Source organism: Pseudomonas fluorescens, assembly GCF_000730425.1.
Taxonomy (GTDB): Bacteria; Pseudomonadota; Gammaproteobacteria; order Pseudomonadales; family Pseudomonadaceae; genus Aquipseudomonas; species Aquipseudomonas fluorescens_X.
Genome location: NZ_CP008896.1, coordinates 2233642 through 2259107, shown reverse-complemented (window position 1 = coordinate 2259107; position 25466 = coordinate 2233642). Strand labels below are relative to the sequence as shown.

Annotated in this window: 24 protein-coding genes and 3 pseudogenes; 11 read left to right on the top strand and 16 right to left on the bottom strand. The window is 60.8% G+C overall.

Going from position 1 to position 25466, the window contains the following annotated elements; genetic code table 11:
- Positions 1-13 precede the first annotated feature (13 nt).
- Both HZ99_RS09825 and HZ99_RS09820 read left to right on the top strand, forming a co-directional pair.
- Complete coding sequence (locus HZ99_RS09825; RefSeq protein WP_038442726.1) at positions 14-490, top strand: SRPBCC family protein; 477 nt, start codon at positions 14-16, stop codon at positions 488-490.
- Entirely contained in the window at positions 487-1716 is a 1230-nt protein-coding gene (locus HZ99_RS09820; RefSeq protein WP_038442724.1) for an RNA polymerase sigma factor, read from the top strand. Before HZ99_RS09825 ends, HZ99_RS09820 begins: the two co-directional genes overlap by 4 nt.
- Positions 1717-1781: 65 nt before the next feature.
- On the opposite strand, the gene HZ99_RS09815 is transcribed toward HZ99_RS09820, so the two are convergent.
- Complete coding sequence (locus tag HZ99_RS09815) at positions 1782-2636, bottom strand: LysR family transcriptional regulator (protein WP_038442717.1); 855 nt, start codon at positions 2634-2636, stop codon at positions 1782-1784.
- Between the two features lie 90 nt (positions 2637-2726).
- Here HZ99_RS09815 and HZ99_RS09810 point away from each other — a divergent pair, with 90 nt between their 5' ends.
- Complete coding sequence (locus HZ99_RS09810) at positions 2727-3167, top strand: multidrug/biocide efflux PACE transporter (protein WP_038442714.1); 441 nt, start codon at positions 2727-2729, stop codon at positions 3165-3167.
- A gap of 3 nt (positions 3168-3170) precedes the next feature.
- Here the strand turns inward: HZ99_RS09810 and HZ99_RS09805 are convergent, their stop codons facing one another.
- Complete coding sequence (locus HZ99_RS09805; protein WP_038442711.1) at positions 3171-3929, bottom strand: SDR family NAD(P)-dependent oxidoreductase; 759 nt, start codon at positions 3927-3929, stop codon at positions 3171-3173.
- A 123-nt stretch (positions 3930-4052) separates the two neighbouring features.
- On the opposite strand from HZ99_RS09805, the gene HZ99_RS09800 reads away from it, so the two are divergent.
- A complete protein-coding gene (locus HZ99_RS09800) occupies positions 4053-4979 on the top strand; it encodes a LysR family transcriptional regulator (protein WP_038442708.1) in 927 nt (308 codons plus the stop codon).
- Here the strand turns inward: HZ99_RS09800 and HZ99_RS09795 are convergent.
- The gene (locus tag HZ99_RS09795) at positions 4946-5851 is read right to left on the bottom strand and encodes a LysR family transcriptional regulator (RefSeq protein ID WP_038442705.1); all 906 of its coding nucleotides are present in this window, start codon (positions 5849-5851) and stop codon (positions 4946-4948) included. The two genes, HZ99_RS09800 and HZ99_RS09795, sit on opposite strands and share 34 nt — an antisense overlap.
- A 202-nt stretch (positions 5852-6053) precedes the next feature.
- Between HZ99_RS09795 and HZ99_RS09790 the strand changes: the two genes are divergently transcribed.
- From HZ99_RS09790 to HZ99_RS09780, 3 genes are read left to right on the top strand one after another with little or no spacing between them, the layout of a single operon-like run.
- Positions 6054-6812, top strand: coding sequence for a 5-oxoprolinase subunit PxpA (locus HZ99_RS09790; RefSeq protein ID WP_038442702.1), 759 nt, complete (start codon positions 6054-6056; stop codon positions 6810-6812).
- A 60-nt stretch (positions 6813-6872) separates the two neighbouring features.
- Positions 6873-7751, top strand: coding sequence for a 5-oxoprolinase subunit B family protein (locus tag HZ99_RS09785; protein ID WP_038442699.1), 879 nt, complete (start codon positions 6873-6875; stop codon positions 7749-7751).
- Positions 7748-8719, top strand: coding sequence for a biotin-dependent carboxyltransferase family protein (locus HZ99_RS09780; RefSeq protein WP_038442696.1), 972 nt, complete (start codon positions 7748-7750; stop codon positions 8717-8719). Before HZ99_RS09785 ends, HZ99_RS09780 begins: the two co-directional genes overlap by 4 nt.
- Positions 8720-8761: 42 nt before the next feature.
- On the opposite strand, the gene HZ99_RS09775 is transcribed toward HZ99_RS09780, so the two are convergent.
- On the bottom strand, positions 8762-10378 hold the full coding sequence (locus tag HZ99_RS09775) for an inorganic phosphate transporter (RefSeq protein ID WP_038442694.1): 1617 nt from the start codon (positions 10376-10378) through the stop codon (positions 8762-8764).
- 223 nt (positions 10379-10601) lie between these two features.
- Positions 10602-11624: a transporter gene (locus HZ99_RS09770; protein ID WP_038442691.1), complete on the bottom strand. Its 1023-nt coding sequence runs from the start codon at positions 11622-11624 to the stop codon at positions 10602-10604.
- Between the two features lie 231 nt (positions 11625-11855).
- Here HZ99_RS09770 and HZ99_RS09765 point away from each other — a divergent pair, with 231 nt between their 5' ends.
- A complete protein-coding gene (locus HZ99_RS09765; protein WP_038448040.1) occupies positions 11856-13484 on the top strand; it encodes a methyl-accepting chemotaxis protein in 1629 nt (542 codons plus the stop codon).
- 51 nt (positions 13485-13535) lie between these two features.
- Here HZ99_RS09765 and HZ99_RS09760 read toward each other — a convergent pair whose 3' ends face one another.
- Both HZ99_RS09760 and HZ99_RS09755 read right to left on the bottom strand, forming a co-directional pair.
- Entirely contained in the window at positions 13536-13841 is a 306-nt protein-coding gene (locus tag HZ99_RS09760) for a PepSY domain-containing protein (protein WP_038442689.1), read from the bottom strand.
- Positions 13842-14079: 238 nt separating this feature from the next.
- A complete protein-coding gene (locus tag HZ99_RS09755; protein ID WP_038442686.1) occupies positions 14080-15207 on the bottom strand; it encodes a glycerophosphodiester phosphodiesterase in 1128 nt (375 codons plus the stop codon).
- 246 nt (positions 15208-15453) lie between these two features.
- On the opposite strand from HZ99_RS09755, the gene HZ99_RS09750 reads away from it, so the two are divergent.
- Positions 15454-15777: a DUF2025 family protein gene (locus HZ99_RS09750; protein ID WP_038442683.1), complete on the top strand. Its 324-nt coding sequence runs from the start codon at positions 15454-15456 to the stop codon at positions 15775-15777.
- Between the two features lie 84 nt (positions 15778-15861).
- Here the strand turns inward: HZ99_RS09750 and HZ99_RS29550 are convergent.
- The 4 genes and pseudogenes from HZ99_RS29550 to HZ99_RS09735 all read right to left on the bottom strand — a co-directional run.
- Positions 15862-16302, bottom strand: a pseudogene (locus tag HZ99_RS29550) (methyl-accepting chemotaxis protein); the annotation flags it as partial.
- Between the two features lie 111 nt (positions 16303-16413).
- Positions 16414-17181: pseudogene (locus HZ99_RS29545) on the bottom strand (PAS domain-containing protein); the annotation flags it as partial.
- A gap of 330 nt (positions 17182-17511) precedes the next feature.
- Complete coding sequence (locus HZ99_RS09740) at positions 17512-18570, bottom strand: diguanylate cyclase (RefSeq protein WP_038442678.1); 1059 nt, start codon at positions 18568-18570, stop codon at positions 17512-17514.
- Positions 18571-18766: 196 nt separating this feature from the next.
- A complete protein-coding gene (locus HZ99_RS09735; RefSeq protein ID WP_038442676.1) occupies positions 18767-19390 on the bottom strand; it encodes a TetR/AcrR family transcriptional regulator in 624 nt (207 codons plus the stop codon).
- Between the two features lie 132 nt (positions 19391-19522).
- Here HZ99_RS09735 and HZ99_RS09730 point away from each other — a divergent pair, with 132 nt between their 5' ends.
- Positions 19523-20578 carry an MBL fold metallo-hydrolase gene (locus HZ99_RS09730; protein ID WP_038442674.1) on the top strand — a complete coding sequence of 352 codons (1056 nt, stop codon included), beginning with the start codon at positions 19523-19525 and terminating at the stop codon, positions 20576-20578.
- A gap of 328 nt (positions 20579-20906) precedes the next feature.
- A complete protein-coding gene (locus HZ99_RS09725; RefSeq protein ID WP_309544539.1) occupies positions 20907-21458 on the top strand; it encodes a hypothetical protein in 552 nt (183 codons plus the stop codon).
- Positions 21459-21480: 22 nt separating this feature from the next.
- On the opposite strand, the gene HZ99_RS09720 is transcribed toward HZ99_RS09725, so the two are convergent.
- From HZ99_RS09720 to HZ99_RS09705, 5 genes and pseudogenes are all read right to left on the bottom strand, one after another.
- On the bottom strand, positions 21481-21855 hold the full coding sequence (locus HZ99_RS09720; RefSeq protein WP_038442671.1) for a helix-turn-helix domain-containing protein: 375 nt from the start codon (positions 21853-21855) through the stop codon (positions 21481-21483).
- 125 nt (positions 21856-21980) lie between these two features.
- Complete coding sequence (locus HZ99_RS09715; protein WP_038442669.1) at positions 21981-22931, bottom strand: hypothetical protein; 951 nt, start codon at positions 22929-22931, stop codon at positions 21981-21983.
- A 170-nt stretch (positions 22932-23101) separates the two neighbouring features.
- Positions 23102-23767: an HAD family hydrolase gene (locus HZ99_RS09710; RefSeq protein ID WP_038442667.1), complete on the bottom strand. Its 666-nt coding sequence runs from the start codon at positions 23765-23767 to the stop codon at positions 23102-23104.
- Positions 23768-23827: 60 nt separating this feature from the next.
- Positions 23828-24016: pseudogene (locus tag HZ99_RS27720) on the bottom strand (HNH endonuclease); the annotation flags it as partial.
- Between the two features lie 51 nt (positions 24017-24067).
- A complete protein-coding gene (locus HZ99_RS09705; protein WP_038442666.1) occupies positions 24068-25318 on the bottom strand; it encodes a ribonucleotide-diphosphate reductase subunit beta in 1251 nt (416 codons plus the stop codon).
- Between the last annotated feature and the right edge of the window lie 148 nt (positions 25319-25466).

Genomic DNA, 25466 nt, shown 5'->3' with positions numbered 1-25466 from the left:
AAGAGGTTTACCCATGAAAACTCAACCCGCTGCATTTGAACTGTCCATCAGCCGCGTGATCGACGCGCCACCGAGCCGGGTGTTCCGCGCCTGGACCGAACCTGCGCTGTTGCAGCAATGGTGGGGCCCCCACGGCATGACCACGCCGGAGTGCGAAATGAACCTGTGGGTCGGTGGCCTGTTTCGCACCCTGATGCGCGCGCCGGATGGTAGCGAGTACCCGACCCAGGGCGTGTTCCTGGAGATCGACGCGCCGCGCCGCCTGGTGTTTACCGATGCGTTTGTGCCTGGCTGGATTCCATCAGGTAAACCGTTCATGAGCGCCGAAGTGACCTTCGAGGAGTTTGAGGGCAAGACCCGCTACACCGCCCGCGCCATGCATTGGAGTGAGGCCGACAAACAGGCCCACGAAGCCATGGGCTTTCATCAGGGCTGGGGCGAGAGCCTGGAGCGGCTGGTGACCCTGGTGACCCAGAGCATGCCTGATTGACGGTCAAGGCCCGGGTCGAGGCGCTCTACCGCAGCGAGTCGCGGCGTATCCTGGCGACCCTGATTCGCCTGCTGGGCGATTTCGACCTCGCCGAAGAGGCCCTGCATGAGGCGTTCTTCGTTGCGGTCGAGCGTTGGCAGCAGGACGGCGTGCCCGACAACCCGCGGGCGTGGCTGGTGTCGACCGGGCGCTTCAAGGCGATCGACCGTCTGCGGCGCCAGGCCCGTTTCACCCCGTTGCTGCAGGGGCAGGCCGATGCGCTGGAAGCGGCGCACTGGAGTACCGAAGACGTGGAAGACGATCGCCTGCGCCTGATTTTCACCTGCTGCCATCCGGCGCTGGCGGCAGATGCCCAGGTGCCACTGACCCTGCGTGAGATTTGTGGCCTTAGCACCGAGGAAATTGCCCGGGCGTTCCTGGCCACACCGGCCACCATCGCCCAGCGCATTGTGCGGGCCAAGGGCAAGATCCGTGAGGCGAAAATCCCCTTTCAAGTGCCAGGGCTGGTGGAGTTGCCCGAGCGCCTGGACAGCGTACTGCGCGTGATTTACCTGGTGTTCAACGAGGGCTATTCGGCCTCCATGGGCGCCGACCTGACCCGTGACGATTTGACCCGCGAGGCCATACGCCTGGGCCACCTGCTCCTGGAGTTGCTGCCGGAACCGGAAGTCATGGGCCTGTTGGCGTTGATGCTGCTCCATGAGTCCCGACGTCCGGCCCGCCTATCGCCTGCTGCCGAGTTGGTGCTGCTGGAGGAGCAGGACCGCACGCTGTGGGATGCATCGTTGATTGCTCAAGGCTGCGCGTTGGTGGAACAGGCCCTGGCCACCCGGCGTTTTGGCCCTTATTGCCTGCAAGCTGCGATTGCGGCGGTGCACGCCGAGGCACCCAGTGCGGCCCAGACCGACTGGTCACAGATTGTCGGCCTGTATGACGTACTGCGCAGGATGCTGCCGTCCCCGGTGATCGAACTCAACCGTGCTGTCGCCCTGGCCATGCGCGATGGACCATTGGCCGGGTTGCGGCAAGTGGAGGGCATCCTGGCGCGTGGCGAGTTGCTGGATTACCACCTGGCGCATTCGGCGCGTGGGGAGTTCTATCGGCAACTGGGGCGTATGAAAGAGGCGCGCCAGGCCTACGAAAAAGCTTTGGCCTTGACCCACCAGGCCCCGGAAAGACGCTTGCTCGAACGCCGCCTGGCCACCTGCACCAACCCCCCCTTGTAGGCGCCGGCTTGACGGCGATGACGATCTCACGGCCGCTATCGCCGGCAAGCCGGTGCCTACAGGGGTTATTCGAGCATCTTTTCCAGCAACCAGCTGCCGGCCGGGCCCGGCGGCTGTTGTCGTGACCACAAGGCATCCACCGCCACCGAGCGTGGCCAGCCGCGAGCCTGGAGCTCCACCAGTTGGCCATTGGCGAAGCGTTCCACCAACCAACGCGGCAAGGGCGCCCAGCCAAAGCCGAGGATGGCCATTTCCATCAGCATCAAAAAGCTGGGGGCGGACCAGACCCGTCCGCTCGGCCGGTTTTCATTGGGGTTGATGATGCTTGCCAGGCGCAGTTCCCGGTGTTGTTGCAGGATCTGCTGATCGATGCCATCGAGGCTGGCCAGTACATGCAGCGGGGAAACAAACAGCGCAAGTTGCGCGCGCTCCTCGACGGTGGCGTGGGTCAGGTCTGGCGGGTAGACCTCCTGGGCTTCGATAAACGCGAGCTGCGCCCGCCCACTTTGTACCAGGGCGATGAGGTCTTCGCATTCGGCAATCAACCACTCCAGTTCCAGGTCCGGATAGCGCTGCTCAAGGGCACTGAGGGCGGTTTCAAAGCGCCCGGACTGATAGGTATCGGACATGGCAATACTGAGCTTGGGCTCCAGCCCCTGGGACAACTGGCTGGCGGCAAGCTCCAGGCGACTGCTGGCCTCCAGCACCTGCTCGGCCCGTTGCAGCAGGACATGCCCGGCCGGGGTCAGGCTTGGCTTGCGGCTGCTGCGGTCGAACAGCACCACGTCCAGATCAATTTCCAGGCTGGCCACCGCTGCACTGATGGTGGATTGGCTCTTGCCCAGCTTGCGCGCCGCCGCAGAAAACGAGCCTTGGGTCGCCGCCTGCACAAACGCTTGCAACACTTCATGAGAGGCCATCATCTATCGCCTTGATCGATGGTTATTGATTATGAAGTATCGGTTTATAGGTAGAGGATGGCAACCCTCGACATTCATAGAGCAAGGCATATGAACACCACCAAGTCCATTACCGAACGCGTTTTCCAGGCCCTTGGCTTTGAAGGCCTGGCCTTGTTGATCTGTACTCCGCTGCTGGTCTGGATCACTGGCCGGCCGGCCCTGGAAATGGGCGCGGTGACCCTGGGCATCAGCCTGTTGGCGCTGACCTGGAATATCATTTTCAACAGCCTGTTCGACCGCCTCAAGGCGCGCCTGCAACTGGCTAACGGCGGCAAGACCCGGGTATTGCACGCCTTGTTGTTTGAAGGCGGGCTGATTCTGTTTGCCGTACCGCTGATTGCCGTATGGCTGAACATCAGCCTGGTGCAGGCGTTTATCCTGGATATCGGCGTGCTGCTGTTCTTCCTGCCGTACACCTATGTGTACCACTGGGGCTACGACGTGCTGCGGGAAAAGTTCCTGCAGCAACGTGCGCCAGAGCAAGCGTGAGGGTCAGACGAACATCCCACCCGAGGCCTCGATACGCTGCCCGTTGATCCATTTGCTGCCATCGGCCAGCAGCGTGGAGATCGCCCCGCCAATGTCGTCCGGCAAACCGACCCGACCCAGGGCCGTGTTGCTGGCGACAAAGGCATTGATGCCGGCGTTATCGCGCACGGCACCGCCGCCGAAGTCGGTTTCAATGGCGCCTGGGGCCAGGGTGTTGACGCTGATGCCCCGCGCACCCAATTCCTTGGCCTGGTAGCGGGTCAGCACTTCCACCGCGCCTTTCATTGAGGCGTAGGCGGCATAGCCTGGCAGGCTGAAGCGGGCCAGGCCGCTGGAAATATTGATGATGCGCCCGCCATCGACAATCAGCGGCAACAACTTCTGGGTCAGGAAGAACGGGCCCTTGAGGTGGATTGCGACCATTTGATCGAACTGTTGCTCGGTGGTCTCGACAAAACTGGCGTGTGTACCGATACCGGCATTGTTGATCAGGAAATCGAAATGCGCCTGGGCGAAATGCGCTTGCAAGACCTGGCCGACCTGGCTGACAAATCCGTCGAAGGTGGCGCTCTGGCTCACATCCAATTGCAACATGGCGGCGCGGCCACCAAGTTGTTCAATCTGGGCGACAACCGCCTGGGCCTCATCGGCCTTGCTGTAGTAGGTCCCGACAATATCGATGCCTTGCGCGGCCAGATGCAGGGCGGTGCTTTTGCCCAAGCCACGGCTGGCGCCGGTGATCAGTGCGATTTTACGGGTCATGGTGCAGTCCTCGGAACGGGTGGGTAAGTGTCGGGCTGAGTGTATTTGTCCGTGCATTACGTGATAAACAGAGCGAATCCGGAATCACTGGTCGGATCATTCGAACAATCACGGGCCATCGCCATGAACAAGCTGGACCTGTTACGGACCTTTGTCCGTGTCACCGAACTGTCGAGTTTCATCCAGGCCGGCGAGAGCCTGGGCTTGCCGCGCTCAACGGTGTCCGAGCACGTGCGGGCCCTGGAAGACCTGTTGGGCACGCGCTTGTTGCAACGCACCACGCGTAAGGTCCAGGCCACCCAGGACGGGCGGGTGTTGTATGAGCGCAGCAAGGACCTGCTGGCACACATGGAGGAGCTGGAGGGCTTGTTTCGCCAGGATGAGGCGCAATTGGCCGGGCGGATCCGTATCGACATGCCCAATGTAATGGCACGTAAAGTGATCGTGCCGCACCTGCCGGATTTCATGGACCGGCATCCGTTGATCGAATTGGAAATCAGCGGCTCCGACCGTCAGGTCGACCTGCTGGCCGAAGGCTTTGATTGTGTGCTGCGGGTGGGCGCACAGCCCGATCAATCGGTGGTGGCGCGCCGGTTATGCAGCATGCCGATGGTCAACTGCGTCAGCCCCGGCTACCTGCAACGCTATGGTGAGCCCAAGACCCTGGCCGACCTGGCCACCCATCAGTTGGTGCACTACGTGCGGCCGTTGGGCGCGCGCTCGGCGGGCTTTGAGTATGAACAAGGCAACAAAGTGCAGCGCATTGCCATGGCCGGGCGGGTGACGGTCAGCAGCACCGACGCGTATCAGTCGGCCTGCCTTGCCGGTTTCGGGATCATCCAGGTGCCGGGGCTGGGCATCCGGGAATTGCTCGAAAAGGGCGAGTTGGTGGCGGTACTCCCTGACTATCCCGCGCCCTCGCTGGAGGTGTCGATGTTGTATGCCGGCCAGCGGCATTTGCCCCTGCGGGTACGGGTGTTGATGGACTGGCTGTCGGCGACCTTGAAGGCTGAGCTTTACAGTTGTTGCGAGGCGCGGAACACATCGTGAAAGTAGTCGCCGAATGCCTGCATCGCTGGGGTAAACGCACGCTCGCGGTGCCAGGCCAGGCCGACACTCATGGGCGTGACTTTGTCGGTCACGCTCAGGGTCTCGATGCGCTTGCCTTCCAGGGACCAGGGGCGGTGCACCAGGTCAGACAAAATCGCCACGCCACTGCCATTGGCCACCATGCTGCGCACGGCCTCCACCGAACTGGTGCGCAGCCGCACCTTGGGGATCTGCCCGGCCTGTTCCCAATAGCGCATGGCACTTTGTTCGGCCTCATCGACGGTCAGCAGGATGAAGGGCTCCTCGGCCACATCGGCCAGGCTCACCGCGCTGCGCTCGCACAGCGGATGGTGGCTGGGTAGCCACAGGCGTCGTTCGGAGTTGAACAGGGTTTCCGAGACGATATCCGGGTGAGTGAGGTTGGCAGTCAGCACCACGGCCATGTCGAACTGGCCATCCAGCAGTCCCTGTTCGATGGCCTGGCGTTCTTGCTCGAAGACCTCGATGGTCACGTCCGGATGCCAGTGCGCCATGCGTTGCAGGTGGTGCGGCAGGAAGTAACCGAGCACCGTGTAGCTGGCCGCGACCCGTAGCACCCCGCTGGCGCGGTAGTCCGGCAGCGGGCTGTTCAGCGCATCGTCGACACTGCGCACAATCACATAGGCACGGTTGAGAAAGTGCCGCCCGGCGTCGGTCAGGCTCATACCCCGGGCCGAGCGCACAAACAGCTGGGCACCGAGCATGGTTTCCAGTTCCTTGATTGCGGTGGTCACCGCCGACTGGGAGATGTTCAGGTGAATCGCCGCCTGGGAAATCTGGCCGATTTCTGCGGTGGCAACAAAGTAGCGAACCTGGCGCAATGTGAGCGACATACACATTCCCTGTAGGAGCCGGCTTGCCGGCGATAACGGTAGAGGTAGGTGAGGTCATCTATCGGCTGTCATCGCCGGCCAATGGCTTCCCATCACGGCAGGTATCTGATTTTCAGAAGATGGGCTATCTGATAATAGATCTTCCCAAGGGGTCAAGTGCCGGCCTACTTTCCATCCCACGAACTCTCGCGGAGCAGCCTCGATGCAGACAGTGGATTTCAATTCGGACATGGGCGAAAGCTTTGGCCCCTGGACCATCGGTGACGGTGTGGATCATGAGCTGATGGCGTTTATCAGCTCCGCCAACGTGGCCACCGGCTTCCATGCCGGCGACCCTGGCACCATGCGCCGCACCATTGAGCGCGCCAGACAATTGGGCGTGGCCATTGGCGCACACCCGGGCTTTCGCGATCTGGTGGGCTTTGGCCGGCGCCACATCAACGCCCCGGCCCAGGAACTGGTGGACGACATGCTCTACCAACTGGGCGCCCTGCGCGAATTGGCGCGGGTACAGGGCGTGAACTTGCAGCACATCAAGCCCCACGGCGCGCTGTACATGCACCTGGCCCGGGACGAAGAGGCCGCCCGCCTGCTGGTGGAAAACCTGCAACGCCTGGAGCCTGAGCTGCTGCTGTACTGCATGCCCGGCTCGGTGATCTGGCGGATCGCCAGTGAACTGGGGCAACCGGTGGTTCGCGAGTTCTATGCCGACCGTGAGTACGACCTGTCCGGCTCCATCGTGTTTACCCGCAACGTGCGGGCCCTGGACCCGGCAACGGTGGCCGCGCGGGTGCTGCGTGCTTGCCAGACCGGGCGGGTGCGCACTGTCGAGGGTGATGACCTGTCTATCGAATTCGATTCCATCTGCCTGCACAGCGATACGCCAGGGGCTCTGGACCTGGTGCAAGCCACGCGCAGGGCCCTGGATCAAGCGGGGATCGTGGTGCGCGCACCCCGCTGAACCTCACCGCTGTGCATGATTTTTGCCTGCCTTTCTACAATGATTCCAAGAGGAACAGACATGGCTGAAACATCCCCGATTCGCTACAGCTTTGGCGCGGATGAACACCTGTTCGCCGAGGTCAGCGAAAGCATGTCCCTGGAGGCGTTTTTCAAGGGCATGGCCGTCACCCGTGCGGTGCAGCGCCTGGAACTGCCCGGCGTGCTGGATATCTGCCTGGCCAACGCCTCGTTCCAGATCCGCTTCGACCCGGACCTGATCGCCCCCCATGTGCTGCTCGACGCGGTCCAGGGCGCCGAGGCCCTGGCGGTGGCCGAGCGGACCTTGCGCACGCGGATCATCGAGATTCCGGTGCTGTACAACGACCCCTGGACCCATGAAACCCTGATGCGTTTTCGCGACCGCCACCAGGACCCGACGGGCACCGACCTGGAGTATGCCGCGCGGATCAACGGCCTGGCGGATGTCGAGGCGTTTATCGCGGCCCACAGTGGCGCGCCGTGGTTTGTGTCGATGGTCGGCTTTGTGGCCGGCTTGCCGTTCATGTTCCAGATGGTCGAGCGCGAACGCCAGTTGCAAGTGCCCAAATACCTGCGCCCGCGCACTGACACGCCGAAGCTGACCCTCGGCCATGGCGGCTGTTTCGGCTGCATTTATTCGGTACGCGGCGCGGGTGGCTACCAGATGTTCGGTGTTACACCGGCGCCGATCTACGACCCGGCCCAGCAACTGGCCTACCTCAAGGAGCACATGGTGTTCTTCCGCCCCGGCGATATCGTGCAGTTCAAACCCATGGACCGTGATGCCTACGACCTGGCAGTGGCGCAAGTCGAAGCCGGACAGTTCGACTTGCGCATTCGCCCGGTGGAGTTTTCCCTGGATGCTTTTTTTGCCGACCCGGTCGGCTACCCGAAAACCCTGCAGGAGGCGCTCGTATGATCAAGGTGCTCAAGCCTGGCCTGGCGACCTCCGTGCAGGACCTGGGGCGCGAAGGGTATTACCACTTGGGGATCCCGCCGTCCGGCGCCCTGGACCAGTACGCCTTGAGTGCGGCCAACCACCTGGTGGGCAACCCGGCGGGCGCGGCAGGGCTGGAATGCACGTTGATCGGCCCGGAACTGGAATTTCAACAGGATGCGTTGGTGGCGTTGAGCGGCGCGCTGATGTCGCCGCGCCTGGATGGCACCGTGGTGCACCAGGACACGGCGTTCCAGGTGCATGCCGGGCAGGTGCTGCGCTTTGAGTTTCCCGTGGCCGGCGCGCGGACCTACCTGGCCGTGGCCGGTGGTATCGATGTGCCGCTGGTGCTGGGCAGTCGCTCCACTTATACCCTGGGTGCGCTGGGCGGGTTTCACGGACGACGCTTGCAGGAAGGCGATGTCTTGGCCATCGGCGAGTGCCGCGGCGAGGGGCGCGCCGGCAACAGCTTGCCGATGGCCCTGCGCCGTTCGGTGGGCGGCGACGTGACAGTGCGCGTGGTACCGGGGCTGTATTACGAGCGGCTGACGAGCGGGGCCAAAAGCAGCTTTTTCGCCGAGCCCTGGACCGTGGGCTCCGAGGCCGATCGGATCGGTTACCGATTCAAGGGCGGTAGTGCCTTGAGCTTCCAGCCACGGGAGCAGCCATTTGGCGCGGGTTCCGATCCGTCGAACATCGTCGACAGCTGCTATCCCATTGGCTCGATCCAGGTGCCGGCCGGCCTGGAGCCGATCGTGCTGCACCGCGATGCCGTCTCGGGCGGCGGCTACGCGATGATCGGTACGGTGATCAGCGCCGACCTGGACCTGATCGGGCAGATGCAACCCAACCAGCGTGCAGGGTTTGTCGCGGTGACGTTGGAGCAGGCGCTGGAGGCGCGGCGAATCTACAAGAAGCGCCTCAAGGCAATGGCCAGCTTGTTCGGCTGAAACCTGTAGGAGCCGGCAAGCCGGCTCCTACAGGTTTGGGGATCAGAAGAGTTGGGTGAACAGCCAGTACAGGCTGCCCGACAACACAATCGCCGCCGGCAATGTCAGCACCCAGGCCATCAGCAGATTGCGGATGGTCTTCATCTGCAAGCCCCCGCCATTGGCCACCATGGTCCCGGCCACGCCCGAGGACAGCACGTGGGTGGTGGATACCGGCAAGCCGAACACATCGGCAGCGCCAATGGTCAGCATGGCCACGGTTTCTGCCGAAGCGCCCTGGGCGTAGGTCAGGTGGGTCTTGCCGATTTTTTCGCCGACGGTCACCACAATGCGCTTCCAGCCGACCATGGTGCCCAGGCCCAGGGCGATCGCCACGGCGATCTTCACCCACAGTGGGATAAAGCGCGTCGCATTGTCGATCTGTTGCTTGAACAGTTGCAGCTTGCCCTGGGTGTCGGCATCGAAACTGCCGACCTTGCCCTTGTCCATCAGGCGAATGGTTTCGCTGGTCAGGTACATGTCGTTGCGCACGTTGCCCATGGCTTCGGCGGGCACCTTGGCCAGGGAACCGTAGCCTTTTACTTGTTCGCCGATGTGCCCGGTCAGGGCGGCGAGGGCGGGGATCAACTCTGGGGTGACGTCCTTGGTGCGCACATAGGTCGACAGCACCGGACGCGGATCGGCTGGCGCCGGTTGCGGTGCGCTCTTGGCCAGGGCTTGCTGGGTGACTTCGGCCACGGCGGCAAATTGCAGGGATTGATCGGCCGGCATGGTGCGGTTCAACGCGTAGGCCATGGGCAGGGTGCCTACCAGGATCAACATGATCAGGCCCATGCCTTTCTGGCCATCGTTGGAGCCGTGGGCAAAGGACACGCCGGTGCAGGTCACGATCAGCATGCCGCGAATCCACCACGGTGGTGGCGTGTTGCCCTTGGGCGCCTTGTACAGCGAGCGGTTTTTCACAAAGACCCGCAGCGCCAGCAGCAACAGGGCCGCAAAGCCGAAACCGATCATCGGCGACAGCAGCAACGCATAGCCGATCTTGATCGCCTGGGCCCAGTCCACGCCGCTGGTGCCGTCACGGCCATGCATCAGGGCATTGGCCACGCCAACGCCAATGATCGAGCCGATCAGCGTATGGGAAGACGATGCGGGCAAGCCCAGCCACCAGGTGCCCAGGTTCCACAGGATCGCGGCGATCAGCAGGGCGAAGATCATCGCAAAGCCGGCGGAAGAACCGACCTGCAAAATCAACTCCACCGGCAGCAAGGCAATGATGGCAAAGGCCACCGCGCCGCTGGACAGCAGCACTCCGAGGAAATTGAAGAACCCCGACCAGACCACGGCGAAATGGGGCGGCAGCGAGTTGGTGTAGATCACCGTCGCCACGGCGTTGGCGGTGTCATGGAAGCCGTTGACGAACTCGAACCCCAAGGCAATCAGCAACGCCACGCCCAACAGCAGGAACGGGGTCCAGGTGGTGACCACCGTGCCCAGTTCGTGCATGTCGTGCATCAGGCTGTAGGCGGTGAACAACAGGCCCATGGCAAGCACGGCGAAGAACACGATCACCGTAAGCAGGCCGGGTTTCTTGTCTAACTGCGGTTTTGCGTCAGTGGCGCGAGCCTGGGGGGAGGCGGTCAGGGAAGGGGTGGCCATGCCGGGGGCATCCAGTGTGGGGAGGATGTTTCCCATGATCATTGCAAAATGTTACAGAGATACTGCGTCAAATCAGTGTTTGGTGGATTGGGATAACCGCCGGTCCACAAATCCCTGTAGCAGCCGGCTTGCCGGCGATAGCGGTCAGACAGCCACCTGATAAGTGGCTGATCCACCGCTATCGCAGGCAAGCCAGCTCCCACAGGTTGATTGCATTGCAATGTCAGTAATCCCGGCGTTTGCGAAACGCCCATCTGCCGGCAATCAAGGTGAACGTTGCCACCAACGCCACCAGGATCCAGAACCCCTCCGGGTCCTGGGAAAGCGGTACGCCACCGACGTTCATGCCAAAAAAACCGGCAATGATATTGATCGGCAGTGCCAGCACCGTCACCACCGTCAGGGTAAACAGCGTGCGGTTGCTTTGTTCGTTGAGGTTGGCGGCGATTTCTTCCTGCAACAACTTGATCCGTTCGCCCAGGGCCGTGAGGTCGTTGATGATCAGGGCGAACTCTTCGGTGGATTTGCGCAGCTCCTTCACGTCCTCCTTTTGCAGCCACTGCGGTGGGCGGTTGAGCAGGCGCAACAGCGAGCCCGGCTCCAGCGCCAGCAGGCGTTGCAGGCGTACCAGCACCCGGCGCATGGCCCCCAGTTCCGCGCGGTTGGTGGACAGGCGCGAGGACAGCAACTGATCTTCGATCTGGTCCACGCTCTGGCTGGTCTTGCGCACGATCTGCGTCAGCACCTCGCCTTGATCACGCAACAGATGCACCAGCAACTCCAGGGGGGAGCGGAAGTGTTCGCCGGCCTTTACCGATGAACGCAGCTTGTCCACCGAGTGCAGCGGTTGCAGGCGCGCACTGATCAGCAGGCGGCTGCGGGCGCAGACCCACAAGGTGGAAATGTCCGATGACATCATGCTGCTGAAGTTGAACACCACGTCGTTGACCACCGCCAGCAGGGCCGAGTCCACGTGCTCGATGCGGGTCGAGCGCGAGCCTTCATGCAAGGCCTCGAAGAACTCTGGCGGCAGTTCCAGGTGTGCCTGCATCCAGCGCTGGCAGGCCGCGTGCGCCAGGTTCAGGTGCAGCCACAGGAATTCATCGGGGTCGGCTGGGGCTTGCAGGGCTTTGAGTACGGTCGCCGAGTCGATCTGCTCGGCTTTCTCACCGGGTCGAAAGCGAAAACCATAAAGCAGGCCAAACAGGTCGCAGTCCTGGTGGCCGTGGTCGATGCTGTGGTTCATGAGGGCTCGCAGAGGAGGGCGACAGGCGCGCGTCGCGCAATCATTGCAAGGCGATTTGACCGTTTTGTGTCAGCCAGGGGACTCACTCGCGTGACCGCTCATCTGCTCGGCTCAAGAAGCGTCTGGCTCGGCCGATTCAAGGCGCAGGCACTGTCTTGGATGGGCGGTGTGTTGACTGACAGGGAAGTTGCGGTGCAGGTCCCCATTTCCCTGTTTCGAGGCTTTTCCCCGATGAGTTTTTTGCGAAAGTCCTTGAGGGCACAGATCCTGTCGTTGCTCGGTGGCAGCTTGTTGGCAATGCTGTTGATTGCCTTGGCGTGTTTTCATTTTCTCTCAAGTGGTGTGCAGAGTTATCGCAGTTTGCTTGAGGGGCCGTTGCAGACCTCACAACTGATCGATGAAGCGAACCTGCAATTCAAGGTCCAGGTCCAGGAATGGAAAAACGTCCTGCTGCGTGGCAAACAACCCCAGGACATGGACAAATACTGGGGGCAGTTCCAGGATCGGCAACAGGAAGTCCAGGGCATTCTGGCGCGCCTGGTGGCCAACACCGAAGGCGATCAAGGCTTGAGCCGTCGCCTGGAGACCTTGCGTCAGGAGCACCAGTTGCTGGGCTCCGCCTACCAGAAGGGACGCGATGCCTACGTCGCGGCCGGGGCCGATGCCGCGGCTGGGGATAGCGCGGTCAAGGGCGTGGACCGCGCAGTGAGCGAGCAGATGAGTGCGTTGGTCACGCAACTGCATGAGCAGGGCAAGCAGCAATCGTTGGCGATCAGCGCCTATGCCGAGCGCACCGTGATGCTGGGCTTGGCGGTGATGGTGCTGTCCGGCGGGCTGATCGGTCTGTTGAGTCTGTGGCTGATCAACCGCAACCTGATTCTGCCGATCCGTGGGTTGATCGACTATGTGGCCCAGTTGAGCCATGGCCGCTTTGCCGAACGTGTTGCCAGCCAGCGCCAGGATGAACTGGGGCATTTGGCCCAGGCGGCCAATACCTTGCGCGATTTCCTTGCCGAAACCTTCGGCCGCCTGCAGCGCAGTGCCAAGGACCTGGTGAGTGCCAGTGGCGAGCTCAATTCGATTGCCGGGCAAATGGCAACGGGTACCCAGGACCAGTTCAGCCGTACCGATCAGGTGGCGACGGCGATGACCGAAATGTCCGCCACTGCCCAGGAAGTCGCGCGCCATGCCGCCAGTGCTTCGCGGGCTGCGGACGAGGCCGATCATTCGGCGCGTGAAGGCGGCCAGGTGATGCAAGTGACCATCGCCACTATCGGCCAGATGCGCAATGAGATCCTCAACACCGGTGGCATCATCCGCCGCCTGGAAGCCGACAGTGTGCGTATCGGCACGGTGCTGGAGGTGATTCGCGGCATCGCCGAACAGACCAACCTGCTGGCGCTCAATGCGGCGATCGAAGCTGCACGGGCGGGCGAGGCCGGGCGTGGGTTTGCGGTGGTGGCGGATGAGGTGCGCAGCCTGGCGCAGCGCACGGCGGCGTCGATCATCGAGATCAACCAGATTATCCAGGCGGTGCAGACGGGGGCGCAGGATGCCGCCGAGGCGATCATCAGTGGCCAGTCATGCAGTGATGACAGTGTCGAGAAGGTCACCCAGGCCGGGGCGATGCTCAGTCATATCACCCAGGCGGTGGAGGCGATCCGCGACATGAACCGCCAGATTGCCACGGCGGCCGAAGAGCAGACTTCGGTGGCCGAGGATATCTCGCGCAACATCACGCAAATCACCACCGTCGCCACGGCCAACCTCGACAACGTGCAGCGCACTGAAGCGGCCAGCCATAACCTGCGTGGCTTATCTGCCGAGCTGAACGAAGTCACCGCACGCCTGAGTGCTTGAGCAGACACAACTGCGCCGCCCGAAGGCGGCGCGTTGTGTTGCCGGGGCAACTCAAGTGTCTTGCTTGTTTTCCAGCACTTCGCCGGTCTTGGCGTCGAGCTTCACGTCCCACTTCTTGCCCGTGGTGTCGGTCAGGTCGACTTCGTAGACCAGGCGCCCGGCTTCGTTATCCAGCTCGGTATCGTTGATGGTGGCGCCGGCGTGTTTGGCCAGTGCGGCGGCATTCAACTGTTCAAATGGCTTCACGGCGCCCGATTGCAGCAGGCTTGGAATCTGGTCCGGGCGAACATCGGCCTGGGCCAGGCCGGCAGTCAGGGTCAGGGCGGCAGCAGCGAACAGAGCGGTCAGGTTTTTCATGATGTGGTCCTTTGGGGTGAGCTGTTTAAGTGGGATCAGGTTAACCCGCGCAACTTAATTCACCCTTAATTGCGTAGGACGTTTGCGCTGTTTGTTCAATCGCCCCGTGCCGGGAGATTTCATGCGGGTGCCTCAACTTCAGGAGGCACACATGAAACCGATACTGGCTTGCCGGCGATGGTCGTGGACGATGACGTTGGCTATCCGACGGCCTATGGTGTGACTACTCGTTTGTCACTCAGTAACCGTTGTCCTGCAGCAGGTCCTGCACGCTGGACGACGGCCAGCGCTTGTAGAACTTCAGCAGTTCGGCGGCGCGGTTGGTGAAGATGCCATCGACCCCGGCGTTCATGACCTTCTCGAAATCCACCGGCTCGTCGACGGTATAGACGTGTACCAGCAGGCCTTTGTCGTGGGTCAGTTGGTTCATTTCAGGTTTGACCAGGTCTGAATAGCTCTGGTCGCCCAGGTTCGTCAGTTGTGCGGACGGACCAGTGCCTATCGCACCGAGGTTCTTGGCTTCCTCGACCCATTTTTCGAATTCGGCAGCATCCTTGGGTTCCTGCTTGGCATAGTAGGCCGCCTTGGTCGGTTCGCCGGATTCAGCGAAGGTCACCTTGGACTTGGGCTCGATGCTGCCTTCACCCACCCACAGCAGCAGGATTTTCGGGGTGTTGGGCATTTCCTTCTGCAGTTCCTTGAGGCTGGCCGTCTCGAAGGTCTGCAACACCACGCGGCCCTTGCCCTGGCCGACGCCCGTGTTGCTTTTGCCCAGCTTGGAACCGACGGAGCTCAGCCAGCCCTTGTCCAGCAGCTTGTCCTTCAGATCGGCTTCGATTCCCGGGAACTGCTTGGGCTCCTTGGTTTCGATGTACAGGCCGGGTTTGTGCTGGGGGTTGCCTTCGGCGATCTTGATGATTTCGTCCAGGCTGAGGATTTTCAACCCGACAAAGCCTGGGCGGGCGCGGTCCGGATAGGCGGCGTTGAACCAACTGCCGGCATCGAGGGTTTGCAGTTCTTTCCAGGTGAACTCGTTGGCCGGGCTGTCCTTGCGCTCCGGGAACTTGGTGGCCACGTCGGTGGTGCGTTGCAGGTTGTTGTCGTGCAGGGCGAACAGCACGCCGTCCTTGCTGCGTTGCAGGTCCAGTTCCAGGTAGTCGGCACCCAGGTCGCGGGCAACCTTGTAGGCAGCGGCGGTGGACTCCGGTGCATCGAAGGACGCACCCCGGTGGGCGATCACGGCAGGGTGGGGAATGCCCTCCTTGGTCGCCAGTTCAACCGGGCTGATGGGGCTTGCAGCCTGTGCGTGGCCAAGGCCCATCATCAGAGCGAGCAGCAGGGCACTCTTGGTAAACGTAGCAGGCATGTGCGAGGTCCTTTCGTGGAGGTAGCTTCAAGAAGGGTTCCTTTTTAACAATTGCATGCAAATCGCGCTATCACCAAACCGACATTAACGTGCGCAGGCGCTATTTTTCTGCGCTTTTGTGCCGCGCTATGCAGTACTCTTGGCCCGAGCTTCCCCGGCAGAGGGAAACCAGCACTGCCCTATTTCGCCGCCTCGCGTGTAAACCATCGTTCACTTCCCCTGTGGGATTTTTCAGTGAGGTTTAGCATGCGTATCACATCAGAACTCATCTGCCAGGCCGCCGACCAACTCAACGGCTTTGTCGGCCTGAACCGCAAGACCGGCCAGTACATCGTGCGTTTCAGCGAGGATTCGTTCGGCATGGACGTCGCCGATGACGGCATCATTCCCACCAGCGAGTTTGTCTGGCAGCCCGCGGCTGAGCAAACCATGACCCTGTCCCGCGAGCACATCCAGTTGCTGCTGGACCAGAACATCGACGAGCGCATCAACATCACCGAACCGCTGCGGGTGTATATGCGCCGCACGGAGATCCCGCAGATAAGTGCGTTGCGCAGCCTGGTGGGTTGATCATGGTTGGCCCCTTGCAGGGGCCGGCTAGCCGGCGGTGGCCCCCGGTAGACCTCGAGGGCCTTATCAGCAGCTAGCCGGCGCCTAAGACTCCACCCGGTCATTGGCAAACATGCTGACTGCGCGTACCGCATCGCTGGCGCCTTCGCGAATCTGCAGGATCACCGTGCCGGCCTGGTTGGCCAGGTCCACGCCTTGGGCGGCGCGGTCGCGGGTGTTGTCCATGCTGTCGATGGCCTGGCGGGTTTCGCTCTGAATCATCTCGATCATGCGCGAAATCTCCGCCGTGGAGCCGCTGGTGCGTGCAGCCAGTTGCCTGACTTCATCGGCGACCACCGCAAACCCGCGGCCCTGGTCACCCGCGCGTGCAGCCTCAATGGCGGCATTCAAGGCCAGTAAGTTGGTCTGGTCGGCAATCGCGCGAATGGTGTTGACGATGGCGGTGATCTGTTGCGAGCGCTCGCCCAACTTGGCAATCAGTCTGGATGAGCTTTCGATGTCGGCGGCAATCTCATGGATACCGTTGGCGGTCTGCTGAATCACCTCGGCGCCTTTTTCGGCGATGTCCCGGGTCTGCTGGGAGATGTGATAGGCCTGGGTTGCGCTCTGGGCATCTTCGGCGTGTTTTTCCACCCTGGCAGTGACGTCGGAGGCGAACTTCACAATCTTGCACAAACGGCCGCTGGCGTCGTACACCGGGTTGTAGTTGGCTTCCAGCCACAGGGTCTGGCCGGCGCCGTTGATGCGCTCGAACTGGCCGCTGAATAATTCACCCTGGTTCAGCCGGCGCCAGAAGTCGGTGTATTCCTGGCTGTTGGCCAGCTCCGGTTTGCAGAACAGGCGATGATGCTTGCCCTGGATCTGCGCCAGGCTGTAACCCAGGCGCTGAAGGAAGTTCTGGTTGGCGGTAATGATGCTGCCGTCGAGGTTGAATTCGATCACGGCCATCGCCCGGTCAATCGCTTCAAGCTTGGCATTGGTTTCGCTTTCGGCCTGCATTCTGGCGCTCACATCCAAGGCGTACTTGACTACCTTCACCACGCGACCCGATTGGTCGCACACCGGGTTATAGCTGGCTTCCAGCCACACCGAATGGCCATCGGCGGCCACACGCTCGAAGGTTCCGGACTGGAATCGGCCGTTGCTCAACTGTGCCCACAGCTGGCTGTACTCGGCACTACGGGCAAACGCGGTAGGGCAGAACAGGCGATGAGATTGCCCCACCACCTGGTCCTCGCGGTAGCCCATGGTCTGCAGAAAGTTGGTATTGGCCCGCAGGACGTTGCCCTGCAGGTCGAATTCAATCACCGCCATTGAACGCTCAATCGCATCGAGCAGGCCGGCTTGTTGGTTGAGTGTGTCTTGCAGGGCAATGATGGTTTTTTTATGGGCGCTAAATAGCATGGTCGCGGACTCGAGAAAGCAAAGTGCGAGATGTTATCCGTGGTTGCGCTTGCACACCGTGGGGCTCCAAGGCCTACGGCGGACTTGCTCATTGTCGGCTTCCGTTATACCGACAGGGGGTGGAACTGAGAGCTCAGAGCCTTGGGCTGTGATGGAAGTTCGCCTTGCACCTGGAGAAATTCACTTGATCGGATGAATGGTGGCATTTTGATTTTTGCGTTGCGGGCTGGCGGGCCAACCGTTGGTGCAACAGGGGATTTACCGTCCTTCATCGTCGGCAGGCCGGCTTCTACAAGGTGGACGAACCTGCTGTCTGGATAATTAGCCTGTTCAAGCGGAGCGCGCGATCAGCGATTCGGCGACCGTCACGCGATTACGCCCGGTGCCCTTGGCGGCATAGAGCGCCTGATCCGCAGCATTGAGCCACATGTGCGCCTGGGTAAATTGCACCTGGTAGGCCGCCAGGCCGATGCTCAGGCTCACCCGCAGTTCCGGGGCCTGCGGGTCGCGGTAGCGGCTGAACATTTCCCTCAGGCGTTCCATCACATAACTGGCCTGCTCCAGCGGTACGTCCGGGAGAATCACACAGAATTCGTCGCCGCCGTAACGGCCCGCCAGGTCATTTTCCCGTACGTTGCGCTGCAATTCCTTGCTCAGTTGTCGCAGTACTCGGTCACCGACGATATGGCCGTACGCGTCGTTGATCTGCTTGAAGTGGTCGATATCGATCAACGCGATGGTGGCCTGGGACTGTTGTTGCTGGCACTTGTGGAACTTGAGTTGCAGCAGGTCTTTCCAGGAACCGTGATTGAGCAGGCCGGTGAGGCTGTCGGTACGGCTCAAGGCACTCAGGGCGCGCTTGTGTTCCGAAAGCTTGATTGCCAGGCGATAACTGGCCATGCCGATGGCGACGGGATAGAGGATCAGCATCGGCAGGCAGGCATACACCTGGATCAATCCGACATTGGGGTTGAACGAGGGGCCGAATACCAGCCAGGCCAGCGCCACGCCCACCAGTTGTGCAAGCATGCCCTGGATCATCAAGTGTTTGCCGCCCGCCGCGACGTTGTGCATGGTCATCATCGCGAGGATGGTCACTGCGGTCAGGGGGGTGAATTGCGTGGCTGCGGCCCAGAACCCACCGGACAGTGAGTCATAGAGTAGGTTGCGACGCTCGGCCTGGTAAGGAAATGCTGCATGGCTCGACAGCTGGTATGCCAGGTGTGGCCAGATGAATGCGTTGAACAGCCACAGTGCCCAGACCCATCCGGGCATGGCCAGCGGGTACAGGGCGGCCAACACGCAAATGCTGCCAATACCCAGCCCGATAATGCGCGGCCGATAAATACGCCGGGCAAATGACAGCCCTTTGCCTCGAAGGTTTTCCATAGATCCCTGCGTCAGGTTTTTCTTCTTTGAGTGGCGAAGGCGTGCGTTATCCAAAGGCCATTTACGCCAGATGACAGGCGATTATTGTCAGGGATTTACGCAGGAATAATCAGTGTCCTTCCAGGCCATTTACGTGGGGAACCCGAGGGATTACGGTAAAAACGACCTGCCAATGTCGTATTGGCGACAGCGGGACTTACCGGTGGCCGGTAGCAATCTCATAGCCGGCCAGGAACAGGTCCATCGCCGACTCGACCACATTGGCCTGGGTGGCTGCGTCCAGGGTGGGCTGGCCGAGGGTGATTTGCGGCCAGAAGGCAAATGCCTTGAGTAGGCTTTGCACCTGATGGGCGGCGAAGCACGGGTCGACGGGCTTGAGTCGCCCGTCTTCCTGGGCGGCACGCACCCAGGAAGTGAACCCCTCTTCGCGCTCGCTCAGGCGGTTGACGATGTCCTGGGCGCGTTCAGGGGAATGGATGGTCGCGGCAATCGCTACCCGGGCCAGGTCGAGGAAGTTGGCGTCCGACATCATTTTCATCTTCGCTTCCAGCAACACTCGCAACTGGTCGCGCAGGGGGTGTTCGCGGCTGTAGCTGACATCCAGTTGTGCCACGCTGCTGGCCCATAACTTATGCAGGATCTCGGTGAACAACTCCTCTTTGCTGGGGAAGTGGTTGTACACCGTGCGCTTGGAGACACCTGCCGTGGCGGCGATCTTGTCCATGCTGGTGACCTCGAAACCGTTGTCGCGAAACTCGGCGATGGCTGCTGCCACGATGGCTTCGCGTTTACGGTCGGTGAGGCGTCGAGGTGCAGTCATGGGGCTTTTCGGCTCTGGGAGAAAATTACACTCGGTAGTTTACTTGGTCAGGGTTTTGTTGCAATCTTGAAACTACACTGTGCAGTGTAGTTGTTGATCTGCATCAGCAGAACGTACCGGAGTCACTTTGTAATGGCCACGATCTCTAACCGTCTCGATACCCCCTCTGCAGCGCTCAAGCCATCCGAGCAGCAGCAAGGTCACTTCAGCAATCATGCGCCGGTCAACCGCGCAGGCTTTGGCAAAACCCTGCAGATCTTTTGGAAGATGCTTTTTCACAAGCCCCGCAGTACGCGGCCCGTGGGGGCAATCCCGGTACAGCGCCTGACACGCGAGCAACTGCGCAGTGCGCCGGACCATAGTGTTTACCGCCTGGGGCATTCCACCGTGCTGCTGAAGATGCGCGGCAAGTTCTGGCTGACCGATCCGGTGTTTGCCGAGCGTGCCTCGCCCTTCAGTTGGGCCGGCCCCAAGCGCTTTCATCAACCGCCCATCAGCCTTGAAGAACTGCCGGCGATTGAGGCGGTGATTCTGTCGCACAACCATTACGACCATCTGGACCGTCAGGCCGTGGTGCAACTGGCCGCCAAGACTCGCTATTTTCTCGCACCTCTGGGCGTCGGCGACACCTTGATCAAATGGGGCGTGGCGCCCGACAAGGTGCGGCAGTTGGATTGGTGGCAGGGCACCGAGGTGGACGGTATCTGTTTTGTCGCCACCCCAGCCCAGCACTTTTCCGGGCGTGGCCTGTTTGATGGCAACCAGACGCTGTGGGCGTCATGGGTGATGATCGATGGCGCCCGGCGCATCTTTTTCAGTGGCGACACCGGTTATTTCGACGGCTTCAAACGCATTGGCGAGCAATACGGACCGTTTGACCTGACGCTGATGGAAACGGGGGCTTACAACGTCGACTGGCCCCATGTGCACATGCAGCCCGAACAAACCTTGCAGGCCCATATCGATCTGAAGGGGCGCTGGTTGCTGCCGATCCACAATGGCACCTTTGACTTGGCATTCCATGCCTGGCATGAGCCGTTCGACCGCATCATGGCCCTGGCCTGGGAGCGCAACGTCTCGATTACCACGCCAGCCATGGGCCAGGCTTTCATGCTGACTGCTCCTGAGCGCGGGCATGCCTGGTGGTTGGAAGTCGAAGCCCTGGCGGTGGAGCCGTTGGTGAGTTGAAGGTGTGTGCAATCTCCTGTCGGTAAAAGGGCTTTTCAAGGTATTTCGGCCCTGAGAAGTGACCGAAAAAGGATGCGATGATTTCGGGAAAGTCATTTCCTGGGAGTCAGGCTTGATGGAGGACAAAAGTAGGAAAGTCTCGGCGCCAGGTGCTTCCTGTTCTGGGGGGCTACCTTTGCTGCCCAATATCCTTAATACAGCACCTTGTGCACCGATCGCCCCGGCTGGGACTACGGACAATGGGACAGCGTCTCGGAGTGGCATTGAGTTCCAGCCTGCTGCAGCGCCTGTTGCCCAGGGTCCCAGGTTCGATATCCCAGGGCCGATGATGAAGACCGTGCGTGATCCGTCGTTATCGCTCATCGCCCTGAGTGGCCTCGACCCCGCGGTACCGGTCATGGTGCAAGTCCCTCCCGTCATGGAAAACAACGCCGCTAAACCTGCTGCTGCCCTGGTCGATTGGCGCATCGGTTTTGCCGACGAATACATACGTAACGGTGTGCGTGAAAGGGTGGAACACTCCAGCGTATTTCTCCGGGCCTTGGAGGTTTTAAAGGCTTCAGGCGCTGAAGTGGTGCCAGTGCTGGCGCAGTTGCCGGATACCGCTGCGTGTTTCACCCAGGCGTCCAGCAACGAGATCGATGAGCGGGTGAGCGAGCATCGCCTCGACGCGCTGGTGTCCGATGGTCAAAGCCCCGCCTTTCATGGCTTCTGCAAAACCGGATACCCGGGCGTGTGCCAGATATTCAGCGACGATCTCCATGGCACCAGGATCGTGCTCTGGTTCTACGGTGCTCGTTGGGCACGGGATTCGCTGTCGGCCTTGGTACGAGTCTATCAACAGGCGATGCAGGTGCGCGCCGGCATGTCCGCTAGGTGAACCCTTTGCGCGGTCAATGGGCTTATGCGCCGTTGGGATGAGGTGTATTCGACGAGGTCGAGCCCAGCAGCCGTGCGATAAGGCCACGGCGACCCGGTTCGGCATCAGCCTGTGGCATTGGGGAGCGGCGTCCACTCATGCCCCACCCCGGCGCAAATCCTGGGAAAAACACCAGGCCTTCGTGCTCCAGGCGGAACGCCAGGGCGATGCGGATGGCGTCATCTACCTCATGATGGCTTTCAAAACGCTGGATGGCGTCCACCTCAACCCCGGCGTGCCGGGCCAGGTCTTCCCGGCTCCAGCCCAGCAGCGCGCGGGCCTGCACACTGTGCCGTGGGGTGAACTGATGAAGGACTATTTGCTGATCTACGGTGGTGCTCACTGCCAGAGAGGACATGGGGGGGTCTCCAGGAGTCCAACGGGGGAGGGCAAACTATACTGTGTTTTTGTACAGTTGTTTTGACCGTTCATCAACTGGATCATTTTCTGGGTGACTGGCCCGCGATTGGCGGGCGCTCCAGGTCATTTCTCCTCCAACCCCGGCGCCTCGCGGATAAGCAGGTGATCCAGGTTCTGGATATCGGCACTGAACACCCCGAATGTCTGCTCGGGGTTTTTCTTGCTCGGTACCTGTTTCAACTCCGGCGTCACGCCGTAAAAGAAGCAATACAACGGGCGTTCACTGTCGACGGCGGCCTTGATCTGCTCCAGGAACGCCTTGCGCTTGCGGTAGTTCTCGATCAGTTTCTTGTTCAGGTACACGTTGACGGAGTAGGGCTTCTTGTCGAGCCACACCTTCTTTTCGAAGTCGATGCGAAAGCTGCTGGTGTAGTCCTTGATCGCTTTGATCCTGCCCCAGTAGATCAAGCCCTTGTTGTCCTGCAGGTATTCGATCTTCTTGAAAAACGCCCAGTAGGTCGCGCTCTGGTCACCGATCTTCAACGGCATACCCTTGAGCTTGTCCCTGTCGTCGATGTTGGACACGTAGCATTCCACGGGGTGGGCGAAGACGCTGGTCTTGTCCGGTGTGGTTTCGCTGGAATTATGGGAAGTATCAGCAAATGCTGAAGGCGCTTTTGCTGGATCCTGCACGATAGCTCTTGTGGACTCCGGGATGGGGGCTTTGCGTTCGTACTGACGACGGGTCAGCACAAATTCTGACGGGAAATTTTCCTCGCGCTCGTTCTCGGTTTCTCCTGCGCCGGGTTTGTGGCTGGCATAGCGACAACCGTCGATATGGCGGGTACTGGGCAGGTTTTTGAAATGCGGGGTGCGCAGGTAGTTGACGTTCTTCCCGTTGAACGTACCCAGTACATTGCCCACCGCAAACGCTGCGCGGCAGTCATCGTTGGGGCACAAGAAACTGTCCTTGTCCGAATCGAAAGCAGCGGTTTCGTCGAAATTCAGGTCGCGCACGTCATAGATCGACAGCTTTTCGTCCAGGCTCAGGCAATAGGCTGTGTCGAATTTCATGGGAGCGGGTCCGTGGGAATATTCACTATTAATAGCGGATAACGGACGCGCCTTAAACATCCATTTCCCTCTGTAGGAGCCGGCTTGCCGACGATGGCGTTCGACAGCTCACCGGATAATTCAGGGGCCTCATCACTGGCAGGCCAGTTCCTGCAAGGGCGTGCCTGGTGTTAACGGGCTTTCAGTTTCGGCTTGCCCCGACGCTTGGCCGAATGAAAATGCCGCCAATGGGCATCCTGCGCCGCCGCCAGCAACTCGCGATCCCCGCGCGTGTCGCCCCAGGCCCTGAGCCGATACTCACCCAGGTCGCCATACACTGCTTCAAGCCGCAGCACCTTGTTCTCACAACGGCAGTTGTTGCCCGTGAGGCGCCCACTCAAGACGCCGTCGACCACTTCAAGCTCGGTGCCGATCAACTTGATCCCCAGCCGATCAGCAAAAGGCTGCAACACGATTGCCGGCGACGCCGAGCAAAGCGTCACCTCGGCACCGGAACCAATCTCATCGGCCACCGACTGCAAGCCGGCAGGGCGCATCAGTTTATTCCAGTAGGTCTTGCAGTATTCCTCGGCTTTCTGCTGTACCCAGGCCTTCTCCACACCGGTCATAAAGGTGCGAATCAACTGGGCCTTGAGCTCATCCCGGCTCATCCGGCGCAATAGAAAGCGCAGGCCAGGCAGTGCCAGCTTGAGCATCCTGCGGTTGAATTCCTGCCTGCCGAAAGCAAATTTGAGAAATGGCACGAAACTGTCGTGGCGGGTCAGGGTGCCGTCGAAGTCGAACACTGAAAGTACCTTGGCGCCCTCTGGGCCGGCTTCTAGCATGTCTGGGTTCACGGGGTGGCCTCGGTCCTGTCTACTATTTTTTTTGAATGCATAAGCTGTTATCGCAGGAGTCTAGTCCGGTATCAGTCTGTCGATTTTCCAGTAGAAACCCGCAGTGAAATCATCCCGGTCGCTGGACCGGTGACAACGCTGATGGCAATTGGGGCATAAGGCTACAGCATTGGAGATGCGATCCGAACCCTTCCGGGCCAGGTGCTTGAGGTGATGTACTTCAAGAAATGGCAAGCCGGCGGCGATAAAAAAGCCCTGGGTGCGATCCCAGGGCTTTTTCACGTTGCACTCATGAACCGATCAATCCCAGCTCAACGCCCCACCTGTCTGATACTCGATCACTCGCGTCTCGAAGAAGTTCTTCTCTTTCTTCAAGTCCATGATCTCGCTCATCCACGGGAACGGGTTGGTGGTCCCTGGGTACTCTTCCTTCAAGCCAATCTGCGACAGGCGACGGTTGGCGATGAACTTGAGGTAGTCCTCCATCATGGCCGCGTTCATGCCCAGCACGCCGCGCGGCATGGTGTCGCGTGCGTATTCGATCTCCAGCTGGGTCCCTTGCAGGATCATCTGGGTCGCTTCTTCCTTCATTTCGGCATCCCACAGGTGTGGGTTTTCGATTTTGATCTGGTTGATCACGTCGATGCCGAAGTTCAGGTGCATCGACTCGTCGCGCAGGATGTACTGGAACTGCTCGGCCACGCCGGTCATTTTGTTGCGCCGGCCCATGGACAGGATCTGGGTGAAGCCGCAGTAGAAGAAGATGCCTTCCAGCACGCAGTAGTAGGCGACCAGGTTGCGCAGCAGTTCTTTATCGGTGTCGACGGTGCCGGTCTCGAACTTCGGATCGGAGATCGAGCGGGTGTATTTCAGGCCCCAGGCGGCCTTTTTGGCGACCGATGGGATCTCGTGGTACATGTTGAAGATCTCGCCTTCATCCATGGCCAGCGATTCGATGCAGTACTGGTAGGCGTGGGTGTGGATCGCCTCCTCGAAGGCCTGGCGCAGGATGTACTGGCGGCACTCGGGGTTGGTGATCAGGCGGTACACGGCCAGGACCAGGTTGTTGGCGACCAGGGAGTCGGCGGTGGAGAAGAAGCCCAGGTTGCGCATGACGATGCGACGTTCGTCGTCAGTCAGGCCTTCGGGGTTTTTCCACAGGGCGATGTCGGCGGTCATGTTGACCTCTTGCGGCATCCAGTGGTTGGCGCAGCCGTCGAGGTATTTCTGCCAGGCCCAGTCGTACTTGAAGGGCACGAGCTGGTTGAGGTCGGCGCGGCAGTTGATCATGCGTTTTTCGTCAACGGCGACACGGGCACTGGCGCCTTCAAGCTCGGCGAGGCCTTCGGCGATGTCGAGTTTGTCCAGGGCGGCCTTGGCCCGCACGATGGCGGCGGAGTCATTGGCGGTCACGGCGCGGGCTTCGATGGCCGCGGCAGCGCCGGCACCGTCGAGGCGGTCCATGTTGGCTTCGGTGGCGTGGCCGGCGTTGGCGCCTTTAGCGGCTACTTCGCCTTCTTCTTCTTTGTCGAATTCGTCCCAGCTCAGCATGACGTGTCGTCTCCTGCGTGAGGGCCAATGGTGCCCGTGTGAAACCGGATGGTTGGGTGTTCACACGGCCCAAGGGCCGCGGTGGATCTTTAAGGAATCGTTTGTTGCAACAGCTCGCGCAGGCACTAAACGGAATAGGGCTACGGTT